Consider the following 25,554-nt stretch of genomic DNA (forward strand, 5'->3'; position numbering starts at 1 on the left):
GCGGCATTGTAGTCGCCAGGGCCGCCAGGGCCGACAATGCCGGCCTGTTGCGATGCCCGGCCCCGACGATGCGCCTGCTCTACACCCTGCTGCTCACCCTGCTGACGCCGTTGATCGTGCTGCGCCTGCTGCTCAAGAGCCGCGAGCTGCCAGCCTACCGGCGGCGGATCGGCGAGCGCTTCGGCCGGGTGCCGCGACCGCCGCAGGGCGTGGCGGTGTGGGTGCACGCGGTCAGCGTCGGCGAATCGCTGGCGGCGCTGCCGCTGATCGAGGCGCTGATTGCCGAGCACGGCGAGCGCCGGGTTTGGGTCACCACCACCACGCCCACCGGCAGCGAGCGGGTGACCGCAGCGCTGGGCGGGCGCGTGATCCACAGCTACGCGCCCTACGACCTGCCGACCGTGGTGGCGCGCTTTCTCGACCGCGCCCGGCCGGCGAAAGTGGTGGTGATGGAAACCGAGCTGTGGCCGAACCTGTTCCGCGCCTGCGCCCGGCGCGGCATTCCGCTGCTGATCGCCAACGCCCGGCTGTCGCCGCGCTCGTACAAGGGCTACGGCCGGGTCGCCGGCTTCACCCGCGCCACGCTCACCGACACCGCGCACATCGCCGCCCAGAGCGCGCTCGACGCCGAGCGCTTCACCGCCCTTGGCGCGCCGAGGGTGAGCGTGGTCGGCAATCTCAAGTTCGACCTGGCACTGCCGGAGGCTCAGCGCGCGCGAGGTCAGCGCATCCGCGCAGCCCTGGGCGCGACGCGGCCGGTGTGGATCGCCGCCAGCACCCACGAGGGCGAGGAAGAGATCGCCCTGGCCGCGCAGTTGCAGGTACTCAGGACGCTGCCGACCGCGCTGCTGATCCTGGTGCCGCGCCATCCGCAGCGCTTCGATGCGGTGGCGCGCCTGGTGGAGCGCGCCGGCCTGCGCCTGCTGCGCCGCAGCGCGCTCGACTTCCCCACCGACGCCGCCACGCCGGCGCCGGGCGAGCCGCCGCAGGTGCTGCTCGGCGACAGCATGGGCGAGATGCTGGCCTACCTCGAAGCCAGCGATCTCGCCTTCGTCGGCGGCAGCTTCGTGCCGGTCGGCGGCCACAACATCCTGGAACCCGCCGCGCTCGGCAAGCCGGTGCTGTTCGGCCCGCAGATGCACAACTTCCTGCCGGCGCGCGAGCTGCTGCTCGGCAGCGAGGCGGCGCTGGAACTGGCCGAGCCGAGCGCGCTCGCCGAAACACTGCTGGCGCTGTTTGCCGATCCGGCGCGGCGGCGGGCCATGGGCCAGGCGGGCGCCGTCGCCATCGCCGCCAATCGCGGCGCGCTGCAACGCCTGCTGGCACTGGTCGCGGCGGCATGAGCGCGCTGGTGGTGCCCAGCGCCGCCGGCCTTTACTGCCCGGCCGGCGACTTCCACATCGACCCGATCAAGAAGGTGCCGCGCGCGGTCATCACCCACGCCCACGCCGACCACGCGCGGCCGGGCATGGGCCAGTACTGGGCGGCGCGGCCCGGAGAGGGCCTGCTGAAGATCCGCCTCGGCCGCGATGCGCCGCTCAGCAGCCTCGACTACGGCGAGCGCCTGCAACTCGGCGCCGCCACCATCAGCCTGCACCCGGCCGGTCATGTCCTGGGCAGCGCGCAGGTGCGCATCGAAGTGGCGGACGAGGTCTGGGTGGTGAGCGGCGACTACAAGCGCTGCCCGGACCCGAGTTGTGCGCCCTTCGAGCCCGTGCCCTGCGACACCTTTGTCACCGAAGCCAGCTTCGCGCGCCCGAACTTCCGCTGGCAGCCACCGGCGGTGGTGGTGCGCGAAATCTTCGACTGGTGGCGGCAGTGCCAGGCGGAAGATCGCACCGCCGTGCTGTTCTGCTACGCGCTCGGCAAGGCGCAACGCCTGCTCGCCGAGCTGGCGACGCTCACCAACGAGACCGTGCTGCTGCACGCGGCGATGACGCCGCTGGTGAAGGCCTACCGCCAGGCCGGTGTGCCCATGCTGCCGACCGAGCCGGTGGGCGACCGCCCCCGGGGCACCAGCTTTGCCGGCCGGCTGGTGCTGGCGCCGCCGGGCGCCGGCGGTACGCCCTGGATGCGTCGCTTCGCGCCCTACTCCACCGCGCTGGCCAGCGGCTGGATGCAGTTGCAGGGCACGCCGCGTCGCGCCGCCTACGAGCGCGGCTTCGTGCTCAGCGACCACAGCGACTGGCCGGGGCTGATCCGCAGCATCGAGGAAACCGGCGCCCGCCAGGTGCTGGTGATGCACGGCCGCAGCGAGGCCCTGGTCGGCTATCTGCGCGAACGCGGCATCGCGGCGTCCGCCTTCGCGCCGGAAACGGAAATCGCCACCGCCCCGCTTCGGGCAGCCAAGCCGGAAGCGCAGGCATGAGCGACCATCGCGGCTCCTGTCTCTGCGGCGGGGTGCGCTATGTGCTGAGAGCGCCGCTGACCGAAATCGGGCTCTGCCATTGCCAGCAATGCCGCAAGGCCAACGGCAGCGCCTTCGCCGCCAACGCACCGGTGCCAGAGGCTGCCTTCCAGCTACTCGCCGGCGCCGAGTTGCTCAAGGCCTACGAGTCCTCGCCCGGCAAGCAGCGGGTGTTCTGTGGTCACTGCGGCTCGCCGATCTATAGCCGCAACGCCAAGAAGCCGGGCCTGCTGCGGCTGCGCATCGGCCTGCTCGATACGCCGGCCGGGCACACTCCGGACTTTCACTTCATGACCGCCCACAAGGCGGACTGGCATCAGCTCGACGACGCACTGCCGCAGTACCCGGAGTACCCGCCGGAGCGCTGAATCTGTTGCCCGGCCGGCCTCTCAGGAATAGGCGATGGCCGACAGGAAGCGCGGCAGCAGATAGGCCGGCACCTCGGGCTGGAAGCCGGCTTCGACCACCTCGTCCCAACCCAGGAAGGCATTGACATAGCCGGCCGCGAACGCGCCCTGGCCCTGGCGCAGTTCGGCCTGGCTGCCGCACCAGCGCAGGTTCACCCAGGGCCGCAGCTTGGCGGCCAGCACCAGGATGCGGCTGGGATCGGCCGCGCCACGGGCGTCGAGCTCATCGGCCGCCACCCGCAGCAGGATGCCAAGGCCGTGGCCGGCCTCGGAGGAGCGCAGCACCTGCACCGGAATCTCCCGCGACAGCCGGCGCAGCAGTGCTGCCGGCGATTCCGCCCAGCACCAGTGCAGCTGCTGATCCTGGCCCAGGCTCCAGGCGACACCGACCGGCTCGGTGACCAGGGCCCGCGCCGGCAGCGGGCGACGGGGGCGCAGCGGCTCCGGGCGCGGCCGGGCAGGCGGCCACGCCAGAAACGAGGGACGAAAGCGGGGGAGCCGTTGCGGCAGACGGATGGCGAGGGCGGACATGGCGGGCTTGGCGGGTTGGGGAGGCGGTGCGGCTACACTGCCCTGGCTGCATCTCAAGGGATGAGACGCAGCCCTCCGCCGGTCGGCCGCCGGCCTGTCCCGAATCCCGAGTACCGATGGAACGCGGCGAACGCTTTCACGAAATCCACCGACTGCTGAAGACCGGCGGCTGCGTGCCGACCCAACGCTTTCTCGACCAGCTCGAAGTGTCGCGCGCCACCTTCATGCGCGACATCGAATACCTGCGCGACCGCCACCGCGCGCCGATCGAGTACGACAAGGCCGAGAACGGTTACCGCTACACGGCCGACGGCGCGGGTTTCGAGCTGCCCGGCCTGTGGTTCTCGGCCGAGGAGCTGCACGCACTGCTGACCATGCACAGCCTGCTGGAACAGATGGGCTCCGGCCTGCTGGCGGAATCGGTGGCGGCGCTGCGCGGCAAGCTGGAGCAGTTGCTCGGCGATTCCTCCACCGCCTTCGCCGAGCTGCGCAAGCGGGTACGCATCCTCACCCCGGGCCAGCGCATCGCCAGCAACGAGGCGTTCGCCCCCATCGCCCGCGCCCTGGTCGAGCGCCGGCAGGCGCAGGTGCGCTACTGGGCGCGCAGCACCGACGAGACCACCGAGCGCGCCATCTCGCCGCAAAGGCTGATCCACTACCGGGGCAACTGGTATGTCGACGCCTGGTGCCATCTGCGCGGCGGGCCGCGCAGCTTCGCAGTAGATGGCCTGCGCGAGGTGCGGCTGCTGGACTCGCCCTGCCATGAGGTCGGCGAAAAGGCGCTCAACGCCGCGCTGGGCTCCAGCTACGGCATCTTCGGCGCGAAGGAGCGGCGCTGGGCGGAACTGCGCTTCAGCGTCGAGCGCAGCCGCTGGGTGCGCGACGAGATCTGGCACCCGGAGCAAAGCCTCAAACTCGGCAAGGACGGCCGCCTGAGCCTGCGCGTGCCCTATTCCTCGGCGGTCGAGTTGCAGATGGAAATTCTCAAGCTCGGCGCCGATGTCGAGGTGCTGAATCCACCGGAACTGAGGCAGGCGGTGATCGCCGCCGCGCAGGCGCTGCTGCGGCAATACGGGCCGGCGGCCGGATGAGCGGGCGGCGGCGTCTCATGGTTTGAGACGGACTGCGCGGAGCATGGCCGGCCCCACCGCCAGGAGACCGCCATGCCTACCGACCGCCCATCCCTGCCCTTGAGCCTGCACGCCCAGGTGCGCATGCAACAGCGCGGTCTGCCGGCCGCCGCGCTGGCGCTGATCCGCCGCTACGGTCGCCGCCAGCACGACCATCAGGGTTGCGCCCTGGTCTATCTCGACCGGCGTGGCCGCGAGGCGATCCGCCGCCACGAGGGCGAGCAGGTGTACCGCGCCTACGAGAAGGTCTGGGACGCCTATCTGCTGGAACGCGTCGGTGGCGCGGTGCTGACCACCGGGCATCGCACCCGGCGCTTCCATCGTGAATAGGCGCGGCGCTCAGCCGCAGAACTCGTAGACCTTCACCTGCGGTCTCTCGGTACTGGCGGGACTCGACAGCAGGATCGAAAACCGGACCGAGTCGTAGGCTTTGGTGGTGAGGTAGGAGAAGACCTGGCTCGACGTCGGTGCGGTAATGCTGTTGTAGAGACCTCCGTCGAACGCCTCCTGCACGACGCCACCGAGGTAAGTGATGACGGTGACCTGCTGCTGCACCGCTGGACCGCTGGCGAGCTGGGCCACCGCTCCGGCGCGATTCCCTGCTGGAAAGCTCAGCCCGCTTGCAGCCGTTACCACCAGATCAAGCACGCTGGCGGGCGCGGAGTAAATTTCGGCGGCATCGGTACCGGTATCGGCGGCGGCACCGTACAGCAGGGCCGAGCTACCGAAATTGCCGTCCACCGCTTTCTGCGGGTCACTGCCGCCCTGCATGATGCCGCCCGCAGAAACCCGGCTACCCGAGTTGGCAAACTGGTTCGGGCATTCCGCCTTCGCCACTGGCACGCCGTCGGGTGTGGTCCCGCCATCTCCTCCGCCGCCGCAAGCGGCCAGCACCAGCACCAAGCCAGCCACGGCCGTAATTTGTAGATTCATTCCCCGCCCTCGTTATTCAACCTTATGTCAGACGGCCTGCAATCGAGGTCCTCCTGACTCCCGTTAAGGACAACGGTTCCAGCGGGCTCTCGTTGACCGCGCTACCGCAGAGGGCGAGAGCCGACGAGCCGAGCCGACGCCTAAACTAGCCGGCCACCAGACGCGGCATTCACAGTCATCGGGAGTCGCCATGTGCCGCAACATCAAAACGCTCTACAACTTCGAACCGCCGGCCACCGAGGACGAAATCCACGCCTCCGCCCTGCAGTTCGTGCGCAAACTGAGCGGATTCAACACCCCGTCGAAGATCAATGAGGCGGCGTTCAATCACGCGGTGGAGCAGGTGGGCTCGGCGGCGCGTCTGCTGATGGATTCGCTGGTCACCCTAGCGCCGCCAAGGAACCGGGAAGCCGAGCGCGCCAAGGCGCAACTACTGTCAGTGCGGCGCTTCGGCGGATCGCGTTAAGCGCTCAGGCCGCCACCGGCCGTGGTGCCAGCCTCGCCTCGCGGATCGGCAGATTGGCGGCCGCTGCCAGCAGCGCGAAGCCGATGTCGAGATACCACATCCAGCTGTAGTCGCCGTAGCGGGAAATCGTGATCCCACCCAGCCAGGCGCCGAAGAAGCCGCCGATCTGGTGCGAGAGCAGGGTGAGCCCGAACAGCGTCGCCAGATAGCGGGTGCCGAACAGCTTGCCGACCAGACCGGCGGTGGGCGGCACCGTTGCCAGCCAGGTGAAGCCGATGGCGGCGGCGAACGCATAGAAGGTCAGCGGCGTGCGCGGCGAGACCAGGTAGATGGCGATGATCAGGGCGCGGCTGGCGTAGATCGCGGCCAGCAGGGACTTCATCCGGTAGCGCTGGCCGAGCGCGCCGGCGCTTAAGCTGCCGGCGATGTTGAACAGGCCGATCAGCGCCAGCGCAGCGGCGGAGACGTTGGCGGACAGACCGCAGAGCGCGATCTCGCCCGGCAGATGGGTGGCGAGAAAGGCGATGTGCAGGCCGCAGGTGAAGAAGCCCAGGTGCAGGCACCAGTAGCTGCGGTCGGCGAAGGCCCGGCGGACTTCCGCACCGAGGCCGGGGCCGGCATCCGCCGTCGGCGCCCCGGGTGTCGCTGCTGGCGCCGTCGGGGCTCGCAGGAAGCGCGCCAGCGGCAGGGTCAGCAGGCTGGTGGCGGCGAGGGTGAACATCGCCGACGCCCAGCCGGCGGTGGCAATGATCGCCTGGGCGATGGGTGCGAACAGGAACTGGCCGAAGGAGCCGCCGGCATTGATGAAGCCGGCGGCGAACGGGCGGCGCTCCGGCGGCAGCAGGCGCGCGGTGGCGCCGATCAGGATCGAGAAGCTGCCGGCACCGGCACCCGCCGCCGAGAGAACGCCGAGCGCAAACAGCAGCCCCCATTCGTTCGGCAGAAACGGCGCCAGCACCAGACCGCCAGCCAGCATCAGGCCGCCCAGCTGCACCACCCCGACCGAGCCGTGGCGGTCGGCATACATCCCGAACAGTGGCTGGGCCACGCCCCACATGAGCTGACCGACCGCCAGCGCGAAGCTGATCGTGGCAATGCTCAAGCCGGCGCTGTCGTGGATCGGCACCACGAACAGGCCCAGCGACTGCCGCACGCCCATGGTCAGCGTCAGGATGGTGGCGGCGACCACCATCAGCAGCCAGGCGCCGCGCGTGCCGCCTTGCGCGGCGACGGCGCGCATCTCAGGCCGCTACCGGCGCCGGCCGGCGCCGGTAGCTGCGCCAGAAGCCTTCGCCGGCGTACACCGCGAGCGCCGACCAGATCAGACCGAAACCGATCAACTGGGTCTGGGTGAACGGCTCGTGGAAGACGAAGATGCCGGTCAGCAGTTGCAGCGTCGGCCCCAGGTACTGGAGCAGGCCGACGGTGGACAGCGGGATGCGCCGCACGCCGTAGGCAAACAGCACCAGCGGCACGGCGGTGACCGCGCCGCTGGCGATCAGCAGGCCGTCGAGCAGGCGGTCGTGGTGCGCGAAGCTGAGCGTGCCGGCCTGCGTGCACCACAGCAGCCAGGCGAGCATGAAGGGCGCGACCAGCAGGGTTTCGACACCCAGTCCGGCCACCGAGTCCACCGCCACCTTCTTGCGGATCAGACCGTAGCCGCCGAAGGACAGTGCCAGCGCCAGCGCGATCCAGGGCGGGCGGCCGACCTGCACGGTGAGCCAGAGCACGCCGAGTGCGGCCAGGCCGACGGCGCTCCATTGCGCGCGGCTCAGGCTTTCCTTCAGCACGAACACACCGAGCAGCACGCTGACCAGCGGGTTGATGAAGTAGCCGAGGCTGGACTCGATGACATGGCCGCAGGTCACCGCCCAGACGTAGATCAGCCAGTTGACGCTGACCAGCACCGCCGAAGCCGCCAGCCGCAGCCGGGCGGCGGGGTCGCGCAAGGCGGCGCCGACCTTGCCCAGTTCGCCCTTGAGTGCCAGGTAGGCGAACACGAACACGCAGGCCCAGACCACCCGGTGCGCCATGATCTGTACCGCCGGCGTGTCGTGCAGTTGCTTGAGGTAGAGCGGCAGCATTCCCCAGATCAGGAAGGCCGACATCGCGGCAAAAAATCCACGCCTCTTTTCTGCTTCTTCCGCGCTCATCGTCACGACTCCCAGACCACGATCTGTTCCTGCTGCAAGGCCCGCTGCACCGCCGGCCGGTCCACCACCGCCTGCGCCTGCCGGCTGTAGTGCGGATAGCGCTGACGCATGTCGAAGCCGACGCGATAACCCCAGCGGTAGAACACCAGCAGGTAGGCATCGACCAGCGAGTAGTCGGCACCCAGCGCCCAGTCACGCCCCTGCAGACGCTGCTCGATGTCCCGGTAGGCGAGTTCCAGCAGCGCCAGACCCTGGGCCTTGAGCGGCGCGTGCAGGCTCTCGTCGCTGACGAAGCGCGCCGGGCGGAATACCTGGGCGAAAGCATGGGCATGGACGCTGGTGCCGAGCCAGGACATCCATTCGACGGCGCGCGCCAGCGGCTCGCCAGCCGTGGGCAACAGCCGCGCTGCCGGCTTGAGGCCGGCGAGATAGATCAGGATCGCCGCCACCTCGGTGAGCACCCGCTCGCCGTCGGCGTCGGCGATCCGCAGTGCCGGCACCCGGGCGCGCGGATTGATCGCCAGGTAGTCGGGCTTCTGGGTGTCGCCCTGGGCCACCACCACGCGCTGGCTGTCGTAGGCCAGGCCCAGCTCTTCCAGCGCGATGTGCGGCGCCAGCGAGCAGGCTCCGGGCGAGTAGTAGAGACGGTAGTCGCTCATTGCTCGGTTTCCGGAATCTGGTAGAGGTGCGCCGGCCGTGGCGGCAGGCGGTCGCTGAGGTTGATGCGCTCCTCCTCGAACACCGCCTGCACGCTGGGCCGCGCCAGGGTGCGCTCGCTCAGCGCTGCCCAGCGCGGGTAGTGGCGCTGCGGGGCAAAACCGTAGCGCTTGGCCCAGCGGTAGAACACGATCAGCAGGGCGTCGACCACCGAGAAGTAGTCCTCGCCGCCCTGATCCGCCAGGCCCGGGCCGAGCGCAAAGCCCTGCGCCGGCAGCCGCGATTCGAGATCGGCCCAGTAGCGCGTCAGCAAGGCGCGGCCACTGGCCTCGACCTCGGCCTGCGCCACCAGGCTTTCGGCGTAGCGCATCGGGTAGAACACCTGCATGAAGGCGTAGGAATGCACGTCGGTCGCGAGCCAGGACAGCCACTCCCAGCCGCGCGCTTCCAGCTCCGGCGCCGTCGGCAGCAGCCGCGCCTGCGGGTGCTGCCGCATGAGAAAGCGCAGGATCGCCAGGTTTTCGCTCAGCAGCCCTTCCTTGCCGTCGAGCCGGTAGCTGAGCACCGGCACGTGACCACGCGGATTCACCGCCAGGAACTCCGGCTTCTTCTGGTCGCCGGCCGGCAGCAGCAGGCGGGTGGTGGCGTAGTCCGCCAGGCCGGCGCGGCGGATTTCCTCCAGCGCGATGTGGCTGGCCAGCGAGCAGGCGCCCGGTGCGTAGTACAGGCGGTAGTGGGTCATGAGGTCTGGTCTTCCAGGGTTTGCGCGCCGAGCGCGAAGCTGGCCTTGCGGATGCTGCCGCCCTCGACCTCGTAGATGCAGAGCATCTCCACCGTGCCCCGCCCTTCCGGGAAGTTGCGGCGGATGCGTTCGTGATCGACCACCCAGTCGCCCAGGACCGTGCGGCTCAGCAGGCTGGCGTGCAGGTCGGGTTCGGCGAAGCGCGCCAGGAAGCGCGGCCTGAGCTGTGCGTGGCCGCGCGCCAGCAGGCCGCCATGCAACTGGTGGTGCTCGGCATCCGCCGCGTAGCAGGCCAGCAAGGCCTCGATGTCGCGGGCGTTGTAGGCCTGGAGCTGGCGCTGCACCAGGTTTTCGGCGGGGCTCATGGGCGGTGGCTAGGGGGCCGGGGATGTCAACGGCGCGCAGTCTGCGCGCGCGCCGGAGGCAACGGAAACGAAGTGTTTTGCCCCGCGTTGTGAGCCAAATTCACAGCGAGCTAGACTTCGGCACCCCCGGCCAGTGCGCTCCACCCCGCCCGATGACCACCCGGCTGCCCCCTTTGGCGACGCTGCAGGCCTTCGAGGCGGCGGTCCGGCACCAGTCCTACACGCGCGCGGCACAGGAGCTGGCGCTCACCCACGGCGCCATCAGCCATCACATCACCGGCCTGGAAGAACGCCTGGGCGTGAAGCTGTTCGAGCGCGAGAAGAACCGCATGGTGCCCACCGAACAGGGCCGGCTGCTGGTGGTGAAGGTACGCCAGGCACTGGGCATGCTCGAACGCAGCTTCGCCGATGGCGCCGGCGGCAAGCAGTTGACCATCAATCTCAGTGTGCTGCCGTCGATGGCCGGTCGCTGGCTGGTGCCGCGCCTGGGCGGCTTCATCGCCCGCCATCCGGACATCGACCTCGCCATCGACGTGCGCGCCACCATCGCCGACCTCGCCGCTGGCGAAGCCGATGCCGCCTTGCGCTTCGGCGCCGGCGGCTGGCCGGAAGTGCAGCAGGTGCGGCTGATGGGCGATGAATCGTTCCCGGTCTGCGCTCCCGGCTACCGCAACGGCCAGCTGCCGCGCAGCCCGGAAGAACTCGCCGACTGCGTGCTGATGCGCAACCCCTGGCTACCCTGGGAGCCCTGGCTGCACGCCGCCGGCCTGCCGTTCCGCGAGCCGGCGCGCGGGCCTTCGTTCACCGACTCCTCGGTACTGCTGGACGCCGCCGCCGCCGGCCTGGGCATCGCCCTGGCGCGACGCACGCTGGTCGAGGGCGACCTCCAGGCCGGCCGGCTGGTGCGGCTGTTCGAGCTGTCGGTGCCCGATCCCTACGGACACTACTTCGTCTGGCGCGCCGATCACCCGCAACTGCCGGCGCTGTTCGCGCTGCGCGACTGGCTGCTGGAGCAGACCCAGGGCCAGGCCTGAGTCGGCGCTGCCGGCTTTAGCCCGCCTGCGGCAGGAAGCGCAGGAACTGGTTGCGCGCACTCTCGCTTTCGCGGAACAGGCCGAGCTGGGTGGAGGTGACCATCGAGGCGTTCTGCTTTTCCACGCCGCGCATCAGCATGCACATGTGCCGGGCTTCCACCACCACAGCCACACCCTCGGCGCCGGTCACCGACTGCACGCAGCGGGCGATCTGCTCGGTGAGGTTTTCCTGGATCTGCAGGCGGCGGGCATAGAGATCGACGATGCGCGGGATCTTCGACAGCCCGATCACCTTGCCGGCCGGCAGGTAGGCGACATGCACCTTGCCGTAGAACGGCAGGATGTGGTGCTCGCAGAGCGAATAGAACTCGATGTCGCGGACGATCACCATGTCGCGATTCGCCGACTCGAAGATCGCGCCGTTGAGCAGCTGCTGCACGTCCTGCTGGTAGCCGCTGGTCAGGAACTCGAAGGCCTTGGCGGCGCGCTGCGGCGTGCCGACCAGCCCTTCCCGACCAACGTCCTCGCCGATGCCCTTGAGCAGCTCGCGATACAGCGGCGCGAAGGCGTGCTCGGACGCGGGTCTGCCGTCGGCGGCGGCCAAGGGCTCGGCATCGAAGTCGTGGCCGGCGGCGAAAGCGGCGGGGCTCTGGAAGTCTTCCATGGCGCGTTCCTTGTACAAATAGTTATCGGAAGCGCATCCTATACCCATAGTTGCTTCAAAAGCTATACGAAAGCTCGTCTTGTTTGTTCATTGACCTGATTCTGTATAGCCCGAACTTCGGAACCCCGCCCGCCATGCCCAAGAACACCCCGCCCGCCAATCTGCCCAGCGAGGATCTGTACCGGATCGCCGCCGTCGCCCGCCTGACCGGCATGCCGGAAACCACCATCCGCATGTGGGAACGCCGCTATGCGGCCGTGGAGCCGGCCCGCAGCGCCGGCAACGGCCGCCTCTATTCCCGCGCCGACATTGACCGGCTGGTGCTGCTGAAGACGGCGGTTGACGCCGGTCATGCGATCGGGACCGTCGCCGGCCTCGATGACGAGCAGCTGCGCCAACGGCTGGGCGACAACGCCAGCCCATCGGCTGCGAATCCGCCGCGCGGTGAATGCCGGGTGCTGGTCTGCGGCCTGCCCCTGGCCGAGCGCCTGCAGCAGGCCTGGCAAGGTCGCAGCGATCTGCGCATCAGCAACCGCCTGCCCGCGCCACCTGCGGACGTGACGCCGCCGCCGGGCAATGACGTGATCATGGTCGAGCTGGCCACCCTGCAAGGCACCAGCCTGCGCGTGCTGCGGCAACTGCGGGCACAGAGCCAGGCCAGGGTGATGGTGGTGGTCTATGGCTTCAGCAGCCGCCAGACCCTCGCGCGACTGGATCAGGAGGGCATCATCGCGGTGCCGACGCCGGCGGATCCCGCACAGCTGGCGCGCATCTGCCAGCTTGGCCTGGCGATGGACAGCCAGCCGGCCAGCGCACCCGAGCGGCGGCTGATGCAGCCTGCCGCGCCGCGCCGCTACGACGAGCAGTTCCTGGCCACGGTTGCGCGCCGCCCGTCCACGGTGCGCTGCGAATGTCCCAACCACCTCGCCGACCTGCTGACCAAGCTCAATGCCTTCGAGCAATACAGCCTGGAGTGCGAGAACAGCGACAACGCCGATGCCGCCGTCCACGCCCTGCTCTATTCGGCCGCCTCGCAGTGCCGGGAGCTGCTGGAGCTGGCGCTGCACCGGGTACTGGAGCACGAGGGCGTCCGCGACGACTAGCGCCACGGCGCTCGCCCGGGCACCGTGATTCACGGAGGAGCGGCTAGGACAGGCGCAGCAGCGGCCGCACGGCACTGAAGCCGCCGTCGACGGACAGCACCTGGCCAGTCACCCAGCCCTCGCTGTCCAGCAGGGACAAGGCCCAGCGGGCGACCTCCGAAGGCTGCCCGAGCCGGCCCAAGGGGTATTGCAGACTCAGACTCTGGCGGCTGCGATCACCACGGGTAAAGGCCTCGGTCATCGGCGTTTCCGTCAGCCCCAAAGCCAGTGCATTGACCCGCCAACCGCGCGGCGCCCAGTCGGCCGCCAGGGCGCGCACCAAGCCCTCCACCCCGGCCTTGGCAGCAGCCACCGCCGCGTGATTGGGAGTGCCCATGCGCGCCGCCACCGAGCTGAACAGCAACGCCGCGCCGCCGGGGCGGTCGGCCCGCGCGCGGGCATAGGCCTGAAGGCTGAAGAAGGCGGAATCGAGATTGGCGGCCATCACCTGGCGCCACTGCTCCTCGCTGCAACGCTCGATGGCGCCCAGACGGACATTGCCGACGGCGTGGCAGAGCCGGTCCGGCGGCTCGCCGAAGTGCTCGCGGGCCGCCGTGAAGGCTGCCTCGGCGCCGGCCGCCGTGCCAACGTCCGCCATGACCGGCAGATAGTCAGCGCAGGCCTGGGCGGCTTGGCCCTCCGGGGGCCGTCGCGACACTGCCGCCACCCGCCAGCCCGCCTCCCGGGCCCGCGCCAGCACGGCGGCACCGATGCCCCCGCGCGCTCCGGTCAACAGCAGCAGGGGACGGCTCGCAGGGCTGGAATTCATGGCCGGGCTCCAAAAAAGAAGGCCGGCGGAAGCCGGCCTAAAGGGCTTGATCTGCCGCCGGGGGAGAGATGGGCAACTGGCAGATCGGTCAGGGAAGCTTGCACAACTGCATTGTCCGCCATGCCCGATCAAATGTAAAACTTATGTGCAAACAAATATCGTCATAATTTGCACATTATTGCGTCGCGAAGAGCAGGATTGTTTCGATTTTGACCAAGCTTTGCACGCGGCAATTGCGGCTTTTGGTCAGCGGGAACGCCCTGCCAGGGACTCATTCAGCGAACGGCAGCGTCGGCCAGCGCACCCGCAGCGGCAGGCGCAGCGCGCCCGCCTTGAGCGCCAGTGCCCGCTCGATGAGCCCGGCACTGATCCCGTACCCGGCCGGGGCCAGCCGCCGCCCCGGAAGCGGTGTAGAGCGGCTCCACCAGCACCATGCCGGCCACCAGGCCACTCAGCGGCACCGAGGTCACCCGCGCCTGCTCGCCCTCGTCGCCCCGCACCTGGGTCAGCCCCCCCCAGAACCTCCACCGCGAACGCTGGGTGCTGATCGCCCAGGGCTGCGGCGGCCAGATGCAGATTGCCGGCGGGCGGTCCGGTGCAGCAAGCGCACCCCGAGATGCGACTCCAGCCGGGCAAAGTGCTGCTGCATGGTCTCGGCGGTGAGGGCAAACCTGCCGCTGTCGGCCACCCGCACGAATACCTGCGTCGCCAGCCATCCGTCCATGCGCGACTATCGCGACGCATCCGAGCCTCCGGCAACCGCCGTAGGACGACATCGGGGCTACGCAGCAACTAGGTGGTTTGCTAACGTCGGCCCAGCCTCGTGATCGTCATCGGCGGTCGTTAAGGACTCCCTTTTCTCCAAGGCCGCAGAATCCTCTCCGATGAGCCGCCCGACACCGCTATCGCTGCTCTGCAATGTGCTCGGCCTGATCGCTCTGATCGCGACGGCGGAGGCGGCGGTGCACGGCTTTCAGCTGGATTGCGCGCGGGTCAGCCTGGTCAACTGCCGGCTCTACAGCCTGCTAGGCCCGGCGCTGGGCTCGGCGCGGCTCTATGCCCTGCTCTGCCTGCTCGCCGGCGGCGGCCTGCTGATCCTGGGCTATCGCCTGCGCCGTGGGCGCGGCGGCGGGAGCTAGCCACATGCACGTCCTGGTCACTGGCGGCACCGGCTTCATCGGCAGGGAGCTGGTCGTTGCCCTGGTTGCCAACGGCCATCGGGTCAGCGTGCTGAGTCGCCGCGCCGGGCAGATGCCGTTCCGCGAGGGCATCCACTACACCGGCCGGCTGGACGGACTGCGGGCCGTCGATGCGGTGATCAACCTCGCCGGCGAAAACCTGGCCGAGCGACGCTGGACCGCCACCCGCAAGCAGCAGTTGCGCGACTCCCGCATCGGCACCACCCAGCGTCTGCTGAGCTGGATGGAGAGCCTGCCGACGCCGCCACAGACGCTGATCAGCGGCTCCGCCATCGGCTACTACGGCCCGCGCGACGACAGCCCGCTGGACGAATCCGCCGCGCCCGGTGAGGACTTCGCCGCCCGCCTCTGCCGCGACTGGGAGGCTGAGGCGCTGCGTGCGCAGACCCTGGGCCTGCGGGTCTGCACTCTGCGCACTGGCGTGGTCCTCGGCCGCGACGGCGGCGCGCTGGCGAAGATGCTGCCAGCCTTCCGGCTCGGTGGCGGCGGTCCGCTGGGCAATGGCCAGCAGTGGATGAGCTGGGTACGGCGCGTCGATCTGGTACGGCTGCTGATCTGGCTGCTGGAAAATCCACACTGCCAAGGCGCCTACAACGGCACCGCGCCGGAGCCGGTGCGCAACCGCGACTTCGCCCGCGCGCTGGCGGCGAGCCTGCGCCGCCCGGCCCTGCTGCCGATGCCGGCGCCGGCGCTGCGCCTGCTGCTAGGCGAGATGGCCGGCCTGCTGCTGAGTGGCCAGCGGGTGCTGCCGACGCGCGCCCAGGCCGAGGGCTTCGTGTTCCGCCATCCGTCGCTAGCCCCGGCGCTGTCCGAGATAGTGGGCTAGCGACGCACCTGGTAGCCGGCCCCAGCCTCGACCGGTTCGGCATCGGCCTGCCAGTCCAGCGCGTCCACCCAGGCCGTGGGCGGGCCGTGCTGCAGCCACTGGCGCAGGCGCTCCAGCGCCGCCGGGGCGCCCGCCGCCAGGCCCTCGACGCTGCCGTCGGCCAGATTGCGCACCCAGCCATCCAGGCCCAGCTGACTGGCGCGGCGCTGGGTGGCCTGGCGGAAGCCCACGCCCTGCACCCGACCGCGCACCCTGAAGCGATACACTCCCGTCATGGCGAAAAAACCCCCGCATTCCCCGGCCAAATCCCGACGCAGTCTACGCGCCGGCAAGGTACTGGAAGCCCAAGGCCCGGACGACCCGCAACGCCTGCGCTTCAGCGCCGCGCTGCCCGGCGTGAATGGCGACTCGCTGCTGCGGATGACCGTGGAGGCCTATTCCGAACCGGCCGCCGGCGGCGGCGAGCGCCTGCGCCTGCGCGCGCATCTGCAAGCCAATTTCGCCAGCGGCCTGAAGCCGGCGCTGGCGCAGCTCGGCCAGCGTTGGGGCGAACGCCTGGCCACCCGCGCCTACGCCGCCCTGCCCGACCCGCAGGCCGGCGAAGCCCCGAAAGCCGCGCAGGCCCTGACCCAGGCGCTGGCACCGTTCGCGCGCCGCGCCGGCGGCTGGCTGGAGCGCCGGGTTCAGGCGCAGGCCCCGCGACTGGCGGCGGCGCTGACGCCGCTGCTCAGCCACGACGTGCAGAGCTGGTTCGAGCTGCACGCCTCCACCGGCCCGCTGGCCGACGGCGCCCGCGCCCTGCTGCCGGAGGTCGCCCGGCTCACCGCCCTCGGCATCCAGCCTCAGGAGGGGCCGAACGCGCCGCCGGTGCAGACCTGGGCCGGCCAGATCGGCAACGAAGTGGCGCAGGTGTCGATGCTGCGGCTCGATGACCGTCAGTTGCCGGAGGCGGTGCGCGAGCGCCTGGGCGGCCAGCCGTTCCAGCTCGCCGCCGCCCTGGTGAACCTGGTCGCGCGCAAGCCCTGAGCCGGCGCCGACTACACTGGCCGCCGCAGCCCAACGGAGCCCGCGCATGTCCCAGCCCCTGCTGATCAGCCACCGTGGCGCCCGTGGCCTGGCGCCGGAAAACACCCTGCGGGCGCTGGAGGCGGGCATCCTCGCCGGCGCGCCCTGGCTGGAATTCGACGTGCAGCGCCACCCCTCGGGCGAGCTGTTCCTGCTGCACGACCTGACGCTGGACCGCAGCACCAACGGCCAGGGCCTGCCCGCTGAGTTGAGCTGGGAGGCCCTACGCGCACTCGACGCCGGCCTGGGCGAGCGGCTGCCGACGCTGGACGAGGCGCTGGACCTGATCGACCAGCGCGCCGGCGTCAACATCGAGCTGAAGACCTGGGACGGCACTGCCGCCGCCGTCGCCGCCAAGCTGCGCGAGCGCGTCGCCGCCGGCTGGCCGCTGGAGAAGCTGCTGGTGTCGTCCTTCCACCTGCCGGAGCTGTTCGAGTTTCACCAGCTCGCGCCAGAGATTCCGGTGGGCGCCCTGCTCTGCGGCGTGCCGCTGGACTGGGCCGCCTGCGCCAGCGAATTGCAGGCGGCGAGCCTGAATTTGTCCAGCGAATTCGTCGACGCCCGACTGGTCGCCGATGCGAAGTCGCGCGGTCTTGCGGTCTACGTCTACACCGTCAACGACCCGGAGGAGTACCTCCGGCTGGCGGCCCTGGGCGTCGACGGCGTGTTCACCGACTACCCCGACCGCCTGCGGCCATTGGCCGTCTGAGCAGGGGCCACGAAAAAGCCGCCCGAGGGCGGCTTTTCGTGCAGCGGATGAAGCCTTACTTGCCGTCGTGCAGCGCGGCGAACTTGGCCACCAGCTCGGCCGGCTCGCTGGCGGAACCAACGTAGGTCACCTTGCCCTTCGGCCCGGTGCCGACATAGCCGCTGGCGGTGCCGTTCTGGCGGAAGGCCACCAGCGCGTTCCAGTTGTCGAACACATAGGTGCTGCCGTCGTCGAGCTGGATGAAACCGAAGAAGCCCTTGGCGATGCCCTGGACATTGCCTTCGTAGAGGTTCTGGGCGCCGCCCTTGTAGCCGACGATCTTTTCCATCGCCTTGGTTTCGTCCTTGGTGAGGGCGAACTTGCCCTTCTCACCATTGGGGCCGACGCGGAACTTGGTCACCACCAGCGGGATTTCGTCGGTCTTCAGCCAGACCTTGTAGCTCTTGGCGTCGGCGAACACGAAGATGGTGTTGTCCTTGCGGATCTCGAAGTAGTCGTCGTTGTTCAGGCCCTCGGCCAGACGCTTGGCGGCCAGCTCGGCGTCGTAGCTCTTTTCCTTCTCGGCGCCCATCCAGCTGTCCTTGCTGGCGCAGGCGGTGGTGAGGGCGGCGAGACCCAGCAGGGCGGCTTGCGCCGCGAGACGCGCGGTAAACGACATGATGACTCCCTGAGCGATTGGCTTTGATTCGGGCGCAGAGAGTGCCAAGCGAGGGTTGCGGTTCGATGACAGTCCGGCGCGCCGCCCGCGCCGGACTCCCGCACCCGGGGAACTACTTGGTGTAGTGCACTAGGAAGGCCAGCACGTCGGCGACTTCGTCGATCTTCTTGCCCACCGGCTTGCCGGCACCGTGACCGCCGCGCTCCTCGATGCGGATCAGCTGCGGGTTGGGATTGCCGGCATTGGCCCACTGCATCGCCGCCGCGTACTTGAAGGAGTGGCCGGGGACCACGCGGTCGTCGTGGTCGGCGGTGATGGTCAGCGTCGGCGGATACTTCAAGCCCGGCTTGACGTTGTGCACCGGCGAGTAGGGATAGAGATAGGCGAAGCCCTCGGCGGTCTCGGAGCTGCCGTAGTCCTCGCGCCAGGCGGCGCCGATGGTGAATTTGTGGAAGCGCAGCATGTCCATCACGCCGACGCCCGGCACCGCTGCCGCGAACAGTTCCGGATGCTGGTTGAGGGTGGCGCCCACCAGCAGGCCGCCGTTGCTGCGGCCGTGGATGCCGAGGTGCTTGGCCGAGGTGTACTTGTGGGCGATCAGGTATTCGGCGGCGGCGGCAAAATCGTCGAAGACGTTCTGCTTGCGCTCCTTGGTGCCGGCCAGGTGCCAGGCCTCGCCGTACTCGCCGCCACCGCGCAGGCTGGGCTGGGCGTAGACGCCGCCACGCTCCATCCAGGCCAGGTTCTGCGGCGAGAAGGTCGGCGACAGCGAGATGTTGAAGCCGCCGTAGCCGTACAGCAGCGTGGGATTGGCGCCGTTCTTCTTCAGGCCCTTCTTGTAGCTGATGAACATCGGCACCTTGGTGCCGTCCTTGCTGGTGTAGAACACCTGCTCGGTCTGGTAGTCGGCGGGCTGGAAGGCCAGCTTCGGCGCCCAGTCCAGCTGCGCCTTGCCGGTCTTCATGGTCAGCCGGTAGTTGCTGGCCGGCTGCGCGAAACCGGTGAACTGGAAATAGGCCTCGGCCTGACCGGGCTTGCCGGTGATGGCGGAGACATCGCCGATGCCGGGCAGCTGCACCTCGCCCAGTTTCTGTCCGCTCAGGGAGTAGCGGCTCAGACGCGAGCTGGCGTCGTGCAGGGTCTTCACCAGCAGCTGACCACCGACGTGATTGACCGAGTCGATGACATCCGCGCCTTCCGGCACCACGGTGAGCCAGTTTTCCGGCTCGGCGTGGGCGAGATCAATCGCCACCACCCGCTTCTTCGGGGCGCCATCGGTGGTCAGCACGTAGAGAATGGAACCCTCGCTGCCGATCACCGTGTAGGAACGCTGGAAGTCCTTGCCCAGCAGCAACAACGGTTGGCCACCGAACTCCGGCTTCAGCGGATCCTTCAGGTCATAGACGTAGAGCCGGTTGTTGTCGGAGGCACCTTCGGTGACATAGGCCAGGGCGTAGCGGCCGTCGTCGCTGAGATCGCCGACCGCAGTCCAGCTCGGGTCTTCCGGCGCGTGCACCACCAGGTCGGCGGACTGCGGCGTCCCCAGCCGGTGGTAGTAGAGCGTGTGGTTTTCCAGGCGCTCGAAGGTCTTGCCGGCGTTGTCGGTGCTGGGCTTGGGCTCCGGGTAGCGGGAGTACAGCAGGCCCTGCTCGTCCTTGGTCCAGGCCTGGCCGGAGAACTTCACCCGCAGCAACTCGTCCGGCAGGTCGGACGCGGTGGCGACGGTGCGGAAGCGGATCACCTCCCAGTCCGAGCCGGCCTCGGCCAGCGCGTAGGCCAGGGTGGTGGCATTGGCACTGGGCTCCCATTGGGTCAGCGCCGTGGTGCCGTCCTTGGACAGCAGATTGGGGTCCAGCAGCGGCCTGGCCAGGCGGCCGGCCTGCACCATCAGTTCCGCCTGATTCTGCAGGCCGTCGTTCTTCAGGAAGAAGCGCTGACCGGCGACCAGGCGCGGCGTCGAGCGGCGCTCGAAGTTCCACAGCTCGGTCAGTCGTTGCTTCAGCGGCGCCCGCTCCGGCAGCGCCGCGAGGAAGGGCTCGGCCAGCGCCTGCTGGGCCTTGACCCAGCTCAGGGTTTCGGCGGCATCGACATCCTCCAGCCAGCGATAGGGGTCGGCGACCGCCGTGCCGAAATAGTCCTCGACCACCTCGCCACGCGGCGTCGCCGGATAGTCAGTAGCGGCGGCGGCGAGGCAGGGCATGAGGACGTAAGCGAAACAGAGGCTGAGGCGTTGTAGGGCTGATTTCATGGCGAATGTGCTGCCAACTTGGCGTAAGACTTGCGTTAGAGTATGCACACGTTCACGGCTCGTCGCCGCAGAGTGCTGCGCTCCCTAGAGAAGTAGTGCGTTGAAACTGACGATCCGCTCATAGCAACACTCGGTCAAGGGCTTTAGCAAGGGACCCCTACAGCATGAAGAAACTAGTTTTGGCTGCCTCCATGGCGGCTGTCGCCCACAGCGTTTCCGCGTTCGAACTGCTTGATCTGTCCAAGGCCTACGGTGCCGGCATGTTCAGCTATGTCGAGACCAATAACGCCCGTCCCAGCGACTACGGCACCGGCTTTCAGCTGGTTGCCGGCGTTCCGCTGAGCGCGCATCTCAACCTGGAAGCCACCAGCTTCCTGAGCTACCTGCCGCGCAACACCGACGATACCGCCGACGGCAATCTGGGCCTGGGTCTGGATCTGCTGGTGATCCAGCGCGAAGGCAAGTGGAGCAGCTTCCTGCTCGGCGGCTTTGGCGCGGTCTATGACGACGTCAGCAGCCAGGGCCAGACGGCGCCCTACGTCAACCTCGGTTTTGGTCTGGCGCGCGCTCTGCCCTGGAAGAATCTCTCGGTGCGCGGCGAAGTTCGCGGCGTCTACGACTTCAACGACAACCTCGGCTACGACCCGAATGTGAAGGCGGGCGGCGGCATCGACCTGCGCTTCAATCTCGGCCTGGTCTACGGTCTGTTCGGCCAAGAGCCCGTGCCCCCGCCTCCGGCCGACACCGATGGCGACGGCGTGGCCGATCCCAGCGACCAGTGCCCCAACACCCCGCCCGGCACCGCCGTGGACGCGGTGGGCTGCCCGCTGCCGCCGGCCGACACCGACGGTGACGGCGTGGTCGATACGCTGGACCAGTGCCCCGACACCCCGGCCGGCACCGTGGTTGATGCCCGTGGCTGCCCGCCGCCGGCCCCGGTCGGCAACCCCGACCTCGACGGCGACGGCGTGCTCAACGAAGTCGATCAGTGCCCCGACACCCCGAAGGGCTTCAAGGTGGACGGCGTCGGTTGCATGGTTGAGCAGACCGTGGCGCTGCAGAGCGTCAACTTCGAGTTCGGCTCCGATGCGCTGACCGCCGAAGCCAAGGCCATCCTCGACGGCATCGCCAAGAGCCTGGCGGCGCAGACGGCGGTGAAGGTGCAGGTGACCGGCCACACCGACTCGCTCGGTCCGCAGTCCTACAACCTGACGCTGTCGCAGAAGCGCGCCAAGTCGGTGATTGCCTACCTGACCAGCACCGGCGTCGCCGCCGAGCGACTCAGCTCCGAGGGCGAGGGCGAGTTCAGCCCGATCGCCAGCAACGACACCGAAGAAGGCCGCGCCAAGAACCGTCGCGTCGAGTTCAAGATCCTGACCCAGTAAGCGGGCGGCGGCATCAAGCCGGGGCGGATGCCGATCCGCCCCGGTTTTTTTGTGCCCGGCAGCGATCAGCCGCGTAGCTGCTCGGCGATCTCCGGCAACCGCGCCATGGCGTGGCGGTAGCCCTTCTCGACAATGGCGTCGAGGCTCTTCCAGTCGAAGGTCTGGATGCCGCCCACCGGCATCCGCAGGTAGAGGTCGGCGCATTCGGCGCGGCGGCGCACGCCGCTTTCCGAGGTGAGGGTGGAAGTCCGAAACAGGATGTCGAGCAGGCCCACGCGGCGGCCGTCGGCGCCGGCGCGCAGCACCGCCTCGAAATCGGGGCCTTCCACCCCCGGCGCGGCGATGCTGCCTTCGGTGGACACGTCGCTGGCGATGATCGGCCCACGCGCGAGATTCTGCATGACGTCGGTGGGCAGGCTGTTGACCACCGCCCCGTCGGCGAGCAGATCGCCGCGCCAGGCCACCGGCGGCGCCACGCCGGGAATGCACATGCTGGTGCCCACCCAGGCCGCGAGCGGGCCGCGGTCGTGGACCACCGCAGTCCCGCGGGTGAGATTGGTGCTGACGCAGTAATAGGGCATGCGCAGCTGTTCGATCTGGACGTCGCCGAAGACTTCCAGCAGGCGCTTGCGCAGCTTGCGGCCGCCGATCAGCGCCACCCGCGGCAGCATGTAGTCGTTGAGCAGGTTGCGGCTGACGAAGGTGTCGCGGGTGATCTGCAGGATGGTGGCGTGGTCGTGACCGCAGGCGTGCAGCGCGGAGACGAAGGCCCCCATGCTGGTGCCGCCGATCAGATCGGCCGGCAGTTGCAGCTCCGACAACGCGCGCAGCAGGCCGATGTGCGCAAAACCACGCGCACCACCGCCGCCCAAGACCAGCCCCAGGCCGCGCCCGGTGAGCTGGCGCACCAGGGCGTGGACATCGGCTTCGACACCCGGCCGCAGGTAGTAGTGACCGCTGGCGTGCAGCGCCTGGCACCAGGCGCTGGTAGCGATGGCCGCCGCGCCGGCTGGCCGCAACAGGACGCAATCCACCGGCGTGCGCACCGAGGCGCGCGCCAGCGCTTCCAGCATCCGTGAGGGCGCCGGCTGGGCGTTGGCATCGGCCAGCACCAGGACCCGGTCGGCCTGACGCAGCGCACGCAGCGACCAGGCCGCGTCGCCATGCCCGGCATCGAACACCAGATAGTCGTGCTCAGCCTCCACCGCGTTGAGCCAGGCCATCAGCCGCCCCTCCTCGGCTCCCTGCCCCGGCGGCAGGCCGGAGGCACCTGCGCCGAGGGCTGCGTCGACGCGCGCAGCGTCGATCAGCAGGCAGCGGCTGCGCTGGCCGAGCGCGGCCTGGCAACTGCGCGCCAGCGCGCTGGCATCGAGATCGGGCGTGGCCGCCACCACCGCGAAGGTGCGGGTGCGCCTGGCCTTGGCCAGCAAGGCACTGCGGCTGTTCTGGCGCAGGCGGGCGACGATCACCCGCGCCACCGCCACCAGGGCGGCCGGATGGTCGAGCACGAAGGCGTAGAAGGCCTCGCTGGAGAACCTCCACAGCAGGCTGTCGCGCAGGGCGTGCACCGAGGCCCCGCGCACTTCGCCGGACAGCACGCCGATCTCGCCGATCGGTTCCAGCCGGGCGATGTCACCGGCGACTTCGCCACTGGGCAGCACCGCGCGCAGGCGTCCGGTGGCGACGATGTAGAGCGCGTCGGAATCGTCGCCGGCGGAGAACAGGGTCTCGCCGCCGCGCACGGTCACCGCCTTGGCGCAGGCCGCCAGGGTATCCAGCGCCGCCGGCTCCAGACCGAGGAACAGCTCGCACTCCGCGAGTGTGCTGCGCGCCTCCATGGTCTGACTGCTCCCGGCGGGTTGAAGAGTGGAATGCCCGCGAGTGTAGCGGAGCCCTCACCTCCGGCGCCCCGCCTTTGCTCATTGCCGGCGCGAACTCGTTGCTGACGGCCTTGGCAGTTGGCGCAGCGCGCGTCGAGAAGATATTGTCTATCTGTAAACTTTGGACCAGCCCGATGCCAGCCAAGCCTCGCAAGACCGCTGAACCGGTCGCCAAGCGCGCCTACCTCAGCCGCGACCAGCGCCGTCAGACCCTGCTCGCGGCAGCGGCGGGCATCGTCGAGCGCCAGGGTTGGCCAGCCCTGACCATGAGCGCGCTCGCCGAACAGGGCGGCACCAGCCGGCAGCTGGTCTACCAGCACTTCCCCAGCCTGGACAAGCTGCTCGCGGACACCGCCTGGTACATCTTCAACGACACCATGGCCGGCACCCAGGCCTCAATCAGCGCCAACCCCGGCAGCCTGCAGGAGGCGGTGAAATCGGCCGAGGCCGTCACCCTCGATCTTTCTCCGGGCCTGGGCGACGCGCTCTGGCAGTTGATCGCCGGCACGGCGGGCGGCTCGCCGGAACTCGAGCGGATGCGCATCGGCTTCCGCGATTTGATCGGTGGGCTCTGGGCCAAGCCAGTGCGCAAACAGCTGGGCCTCGGCCTGGCCGATGGCAAGGCCTACGCCTGGATGACCATGATGGCCTTCTGGGGCATGCGCCAGCTGGTGCGCGACGGGGTGATCTCGCGCAGCCAGGGCGTGCGCCTGTTCAACCAGATGCTGGAGCGCATCGTCCGCCCCTGAGGGCGGACACGCGATCCGCCGCTACTTGCGCAGCTTGCGGCCGGCCAGGGTCTGCGGACGGAAGTAGGCATCGTCGAAGCTGGCGCCGAAATCCGGGAAGTCGTCGCCGGTGTAGCTGGCGGTGACGAAGTAGCGGCCGCTCTGCAGGTCGTAATGCACTTCCGGACTGCCAGTGGTGGCCGGCACGAACGGGAAGGTGGCCAGATGCGCTTCCTGGTAGCGCCAGAGCTGGTCGCGGTCGTCGTAGCAGTCCACCGCCGCGATGCTCCAGCTGTCTTCGTCGACGTAGAACATCCGGCGCCGGAAGCTGTGACGGACCCCGGGCTTGAGACTGGCCTCGACCACCCAGACCCGGTGCAGCTCGTAGCGGCTCAGCTCGGGATTCAGCGCGCCCTTGCGGATCAGCTTGTCGTAGCTGACATCTGGCGCCAGCAGACGCGTGGAGTTGTAGGGGATGTAGATCTCGCGCTTGCCGAGCAGCTTCCAGCTATAGCGGTCGAGCGCGCCGTTGTACATGTCGGTCTGGTCGTTGAACATCAGACCGTCCGCCGAGGCCTTGGGATTGTCGTAGCCGACATTGGGCGCGCGCCGCGTGCGCCCCAGCCCCGGGTTGTAGATCCAGGCGCTGCGGCCACCCTCGGTCTGGTCGGTGCTCTCGTGCACCAGCAGCAACTGGCCGGCGATGCGCTTGGGCGAGAGCACTTCCTGCAGGTAGTAGAGGATCAGGCCGTCTTCAATCGGGCTCGGCGCCTTCGGGTCGCCGTACTTGAGCTTCACGTCCTCGACGATGCGCGCCAGCTGGTAGCTGCCGTCGCGGGCGACGATCACCTCGTTGTTGTAGCGGCGCACCGCGCTGCCACGGAACTTCAGCTTGTGGTTCCAGATCACCTCGGCGCCGTTCTGCGGAATCGGGAACGGCACGCCCAGCTTGGCGCCACTGAGCTTGTCGGTGCCTTCGAGCCGGGCATTGACCGCGTTGGCGCGGGTCGCGGCTTCCACCGCCGGCAGATTGAACGCCGGTCGCAGGCTGGGGAATACCCGCATCTGGAACTCCGGCACCTGCTCCAGCAGCGCGCGCTGGCCGGCGGTGAGCTGCGCCGCGTACTGGGCGGCATTGGCCTTGCTGATGACGAAGCGCGGCTTGTCGCCGGCGTCCTTCGGCGCCAGCGCCGCCTGCACCGCCTCGGGCTGCTTCTGCCGCAGGGTCTGCAAGTCGCCGTAGCGCAACTGCATCTGCTCGGGGCGATAGCTCTTGCTCCCGGTCCAGGCCGGGATGGTGCCGGCGGCGTTGCCGGCAGCCTCGGCGCCCGAAGGCGTCAGCGTGGCGCCCAGCTTCGCCGCCTCGGCGGCGCTCACTGCCGCCGTCGCCGGGCCGGCGACCAGTGCACCCAGGCAGAGGGCATAGGCCCACGCGTTCTTGGCATCCATCGTTCTC

At 69.3% G+C, this 25,554-nt stretch carries 28 protein-coding genes; 14 read left to right on the forward strand and 14 right to left on the reverse strand.

Annotation, left to right across the window (positions count from 1 at the left end):
• The first annotated feature begins 68 nt into the window (after window positions 1-68).
• Genes waaA through ED208_RS15715 form a run of 3 tightly spaced genes read left to right on the forward strand, consistent with a single transcriptional unit; the run spans window position 69 to window position 2,775 of the window.
• The gene (gene waaA, locus ED208_RS15705) at window positions 69-1,343 is read left to right on the forward strand and encodes a lipid IV(A) 3-deoxy-D-manno-octulosonic acid transferase (RefSeq protein WP_123212874.1); all 1,275 of its coding nucleotides are present in this window, start codon (window positions 69-71) and stop codon (window positions 1,341-1,343) included.
• The gene (locus ED208_RS15710) at window positions 1,340-2,368 is read left to right on the forward strand and encodes a ligase-associated DNA damage response exonuclease (protein ID WP_123212875.1); all 1,029 of its coding nucleotides are present in this window, start codon (window positions 1,340-1,342) and stop codon (window positions 2,366-2,368) included. Before waaA ends, ED208_RS15710 begins: the two co-directional genes overlap by 4 nt.
• Window positions 2,365-2,775, forward strand: a complete 411-nt coding sequence (locus tag ED208_RS15715) for a GFA family protein (protein ID WP_123212876.1) — start codon at window positions 2,365-2,367, stop codon at window positions 2,773-2,775. The genes ED208_RS15710 and ED208_RS15715 overlap by 4 nt, the downstream gene beginning before the upstream one ends.
• Window positions 2,776-2,796: 21 nt before the next feature.
• Here the strand turns inward: ED208_RS15715 and ED208_RS15720 are convergent, their stop codons facing one another.
• On the reverse strand, window positions 2,797-3,345 hold the full coding sequence (locus ED208_RS15720) for a hypothetical protein (RefSeq protein WP_123212877.1): 549 nt from the start codon (window positions 3,343-3,345) through the stop codon (window positions 2,797-2,799).
• A gap of 116 nt (window positions 3,346-3,461) precedes the next feature.
• Between ED208_RS15720 and ED208_RS15725 the strand changes: the two genes are divergently transcribed.
• Complete coding sequence (locus ED208_RS15725; protein WP_123212878.1) at window positions 3,462-4,436, forward strand: helix-turn-helix transcriptional regulator; 975 nt, start codon at window positions 3,462-3,464, stop codon at window positions 4,434-4,436.
• A 72-nt stretch (window positions 4,437-4,508) separates the two neighbouring features.
• A complete protein-coding gene (locus ED208_RS15730) occupies window positions 4,509-4,805 on the forward strand; it encodes a hypothetical protein (protein ID WP_148044779.1) in 297 nt (98 codons plus the stop codon).
• Window positions 4,806-4,814: 9 nt separating this feature from the next.
• Here the strand turns inward: ED208_RS15730 and ED208_RS15735 are convergent, their stop codons facing one another.
• A complete protein-coding gene (locus ED208_RS15735) occupies window positions 4,815-5,408 on the reverse strand; it encodes a hypothetical protein (protein WP_148044780.1) in 594 nt (197 codons plus the stop codon).
• Window positions 5,409-5,598: 190 nt separating this feature from the next.
• Between ED208_RS15735 and ED208_RS15740 the strand changes: the two genes are divergently transcribed.
• Window positions 5,599-5,874 (forward strand): DUF2277 domain-containing protein, encoded by a 276-nt coding sequence (locus ED208_RS15740; RefSeq protein ID WP_123212881.1) that lies wholly within the window; start codon window positions 5,599-5,601, stop codon window positions 5,872-5,874.
• Window positions 5,875-5,878: 4 nt separating this feature from the next.
• On the opposite strand, the gene ED208_RS15745 is transcribed toward ED208_RS15740, so the two are convergent.
• The 5 genes from ED208_RS15745 to ED208_RS15765 are packed head-to-tail and all read right to left on the reverse strand — an operon-like array spanning window position 5,879 to window position 9,791.
• On the reverse strand, window positions 5,879-7,114 hold the full coding sequence (locus ED208_RS15745) for an MFS transporter (protein ID WP_199720644.1): 1,236 nt from the start codon (window positions 7,112-7,114) through the stop codon (window positions 5,879-5,881).
• 1 nt (window position 7,115) lies between these two features.
• Window positions 7,116-8,027 (reverse strand): EamA family transporter RarD, encoded by a 912-nt coding sequence (gene rarD / locus ED208_RS15750; protein WP_123212882.1) that lies wholly within the window; start codon window positions 8,025-8,027, stop codon window positions 7,116-7,118.
• Between the two features lie 2 nt (window positions 8,028-8,029).
• Complete coding sequence (locus ED208_RS15755; RefSeq protein WP_123212883.1) at window positions 8,030-8,686, reverse strand: glutathione S-transferase family protein; 657 nt, start codon at window positions 8,684-8,686, stop codon at window positions 8,030-8,032.
• Window positions 8,683-9,426 (reverse strand): glutathione S-transferase family protein, encoded by a 744-nt coding sequence (locus ED208_RS15760; protein WP_123212884.1) that lies wholly within the window; start codon window positions 9,424-9,426, stop codon window positions 8,683-8,685. The genes ED208_RS15755 and ED208_RS15760 overlap by 4 nt, the downstream gene beginning before the upstream one ends.
• A complete protein-coding gene (locus ED208_RS15765) occupies window positions 9,423-9,791 on the reverse strand; it encodes a nuclear transport factor 2 family protein (RefSeq protein ID WP_123212885.1) in 369 nt (122 codons plus the stop codon). The genes ED208_RS15760 and ED208_RS15765 overlap by 4 nt, the downstream gene beginning before the upstream one ends.
• A gap of 152 nt (window positions 9,792-9,943) precedes the next feature.
• Between ED208_RS15765 and ED208_RS15770 the strand changes: the two genes are divergently transcribed.
• Window positions 9,944-10,825 (forward strand): LysR substrate-binding domain-containing protein, encoded by an 882-nt coding sequence (locus ED208_RS15770; RefSeq protein WP_123212886.1) that lies wholly within the window; start codon window positions 9,944-9,946, stop codon window positions 10,823-10,825.
• Between the two features lie 16 nt (window positions 10,826-10,841).
• On the opposite strand, the gene folE is transcribed toward ED208_RS15770, so the two are convergent.
• Window positions 10,842-11,489, reverse strand: coding sequence for a GTP cyclohydrolase I FolE (gene folE / locus ED208_RS15775; protein WP_123212946.1), 648 nt, complete (start codon window positions 11,487-11,489; stop codon window positions 10,842-10,844).
• A gap of 134 nt (window positions 11,490-11,623) precedes the next feature.
• Between folE and ED208_RS15780 the strand changes: the two genes are divergently transcribed.
• On the forward strand, window positions 11,624-12,592 hold the full coding sequence (locus tag ED208_RS15780; protein ID WP_123212887.1) for a MerR family transcriptional regulator: 969 nt from the start codon (window positions 11,624-11,626) through the stop codon (window positions 12,590-12,592).
• 43 nt (window positions 12,593-12,635) lie between these two features.
• On the opposite strand, the gene ED208_RS15785 is transcribed toward ED208_RS15780, so the two are convergent.
• A complete protein-coding gene (locus ED208_RS15785) occupies window positions 12,636-13,400 on the reverse strand; it encodes an SDR family NAD(P)-dependent oxidoreductase (RefSeq protein WP_123212888.1) in 765 nt (254 codons plus the stop codon).
• Between the two features lie 884 nt (window positions 13,401-14,284).
• Here ED208_RS15785 and ED208_RS15790 point away from each other — a divergent pair.
• Both ED208_RS15790 and ED208_RS15795 read left to right on the forward strand, forming a co-directional pair.
• Window positions 14,285-14,539: a hypothetical protein gene (locus tag ED208_RS15790; RefSeq protein ID WP_123212889.1), complete on the forward strand. Its 255-nt coding sequence runs from the start codon at window positions 14,285-14,287 to the stop codon at window positions 14,537-14,539.
• Window positions 14,540-14,543: 4 nt separating this feature from the next.
• Window positions 14,544-15,425, forward strand: coding sequence for a TIGR01777 family oxidoreductase (locus tag ED208_RS15795; RefSeq protein WP_123212890.1), 882 nt, complete (start codon window positions 14,544-14,546; stop codon window positions 15,423-15,425).
• On the opposite strand, the gene ED208_RS15800 is transcribed toward ED208_RS15795, so the two are convergent.
• A complete protein-coding gene (locus ED208_RS15800) occupies window positions 15,422-15,700 on the reverse strand; it encodes an acylphosphatase (protein ID WP_123212891.1) in 279 nt (92 codons plus the stop codon). The two genes, ED208_RS15795 and ED208_RS15800, sit on opposite strands and share 4 nt — an antisense overlap.
• On the opposite strand from ED208_RS15800, the gene ED208_RS15805 reads away from it, so the two are divergent.
• Together ED208_RS15805 and ED208_RS15810 are read left to right on the forward strand one after the other, a co-directional pair.
• A complete protein-coding gene (locus ED208_RS15805) occupies window positions 15,699-16,451 on the forward strand; it encodes a hypothetical protein (RefSeq protein WP_123212892.1) in 753 nt (250 codons plus the stop codon). The genes ED208_RS15800 and ED208_RS15805 overlap by 2 nt on opposite strands.
• 46 nt (window positions 16,452-16,497) lie before the next feature.
• Window positions 16,498-17,199, forward strand: a complete 702-nt coding sequence (locus ED208_RS15810; protein WP_123212893.1) for a glycerophosphodiester phosphodiesterase — start codon at window positions 16,498-16,500, stop codon at window positions 17,197-17,199.
• 55 nt (window positions 17,200-17,254) lie between these two features.
• On the opposite strand, the gene ED208_RS15815 is transcribed toward ED208_RS15810, so the two are convergent.
• Both ED208_RS15815 and ED208_RS15820 read right to left on the reverse strand, forming a co-directional pair.
• Window positions 17,255-17,857, reverse strand: coding sequence for a hypothetical protein (locus tag ED208_RS15815; RefSeq protein WP_123212894.1), 603 nt, complete (start codon window positions 17,855-17,857; stop codon window positions 17,255-17,257).
• Between the two features lie 112 nt (window positions 17,858-17,969).
• Window positions 17,970-20,057, reverse strand: a complete 2,088-nt coding sequence (locus ED208_RS15820; RefSeq protein ID WP_123212895.1) for a prolyl oligopeptidase family serine peptidase — start codon at window positions 20,055-20,057, stop codon at window positions 17,970-17,972.
• A gap of 212 nt (window positions 20,058-20,269) precedes the next feature.
• On the opposite strand from ED208_RS15820, the gene ED208_RS15825 reads away from it, so the two are divergent.
• The gene (locus ED208_RS15825; protein ID WP_123212896.1) at window positions 20,270-21,490 is read left to right on the forward strand and encodes an OmpA family protein; all 1,221 of its coding nucleotides are present in this window, start codon (window positions 20,270-20,272) and stop codon (window positions 21,488-21,490) included.
• A gap of 65 nt (window positions 21,491-21,555) precedes the next feature.
• Here the strand turns inward: ED208_RS15825 and ED208_RS15830 are convergent, their stop codons facing one another.
• The gene (locus ED208_RS15830; protein WP_123212897.1) at window positions 21,556-23,328 is read right to left on the reverse strand and encodes a cyclic nucleotide-binding and patatin-like phospholipase domain-containing protein; all 1,773 of its coding nucleotides are present in this window, start codon (window positions 23,326-23,328) and stop codon (window positions 21,556-21,558) included.
• 176 nt (window positions 23,329-23,504) lie between these two features.
• On the opposite strand from ED208_RS15830, the gene ED208_RS15835 reads away from it, so the two are divergent.
• The gene (locus tag ED208_RS15835) at window positions 23,505-24,119 is read left to right on the forward strand and encodes a TetR/AcrR family transcriptional regulator (RefSeq protein ID WP_123212898.1); all 615 of its coding nucleotides are present in this window, start codon (window positions 23,505-23,507) and stop codon (window positions 24,117-24,119) included.
• A gap of 21 nt (window positions 24,120-24,140) precedes the next feature.
• On the opposite strand, the gene ED208_RS15840 is transcribed toward ED208_RS15835, so the two are convergent.
• A complete protein-coding gene (locus ED208_RS15840) occupies window positions 24,141-25,547 on the reverse strand; it encodes a DUF1329 domain-containing protein (protein ID WP_233575096.1) in 1,407 nt (468 codons plus the stop codon).
• Window positions 25,548-25,554 lie beyond the last annotated feature (7 nt).

Origin of the sequence: Stagnimonas aquatica (assembly GCF_003730135.1) — a bacterium.
GTDB classification, from domain to species: Bacteria; Pseudomonadota; Gammaproteobacteria; order Nevskiales; family Nevskiaceae; genus Stagnimonas; species Stagnimonas aquatica.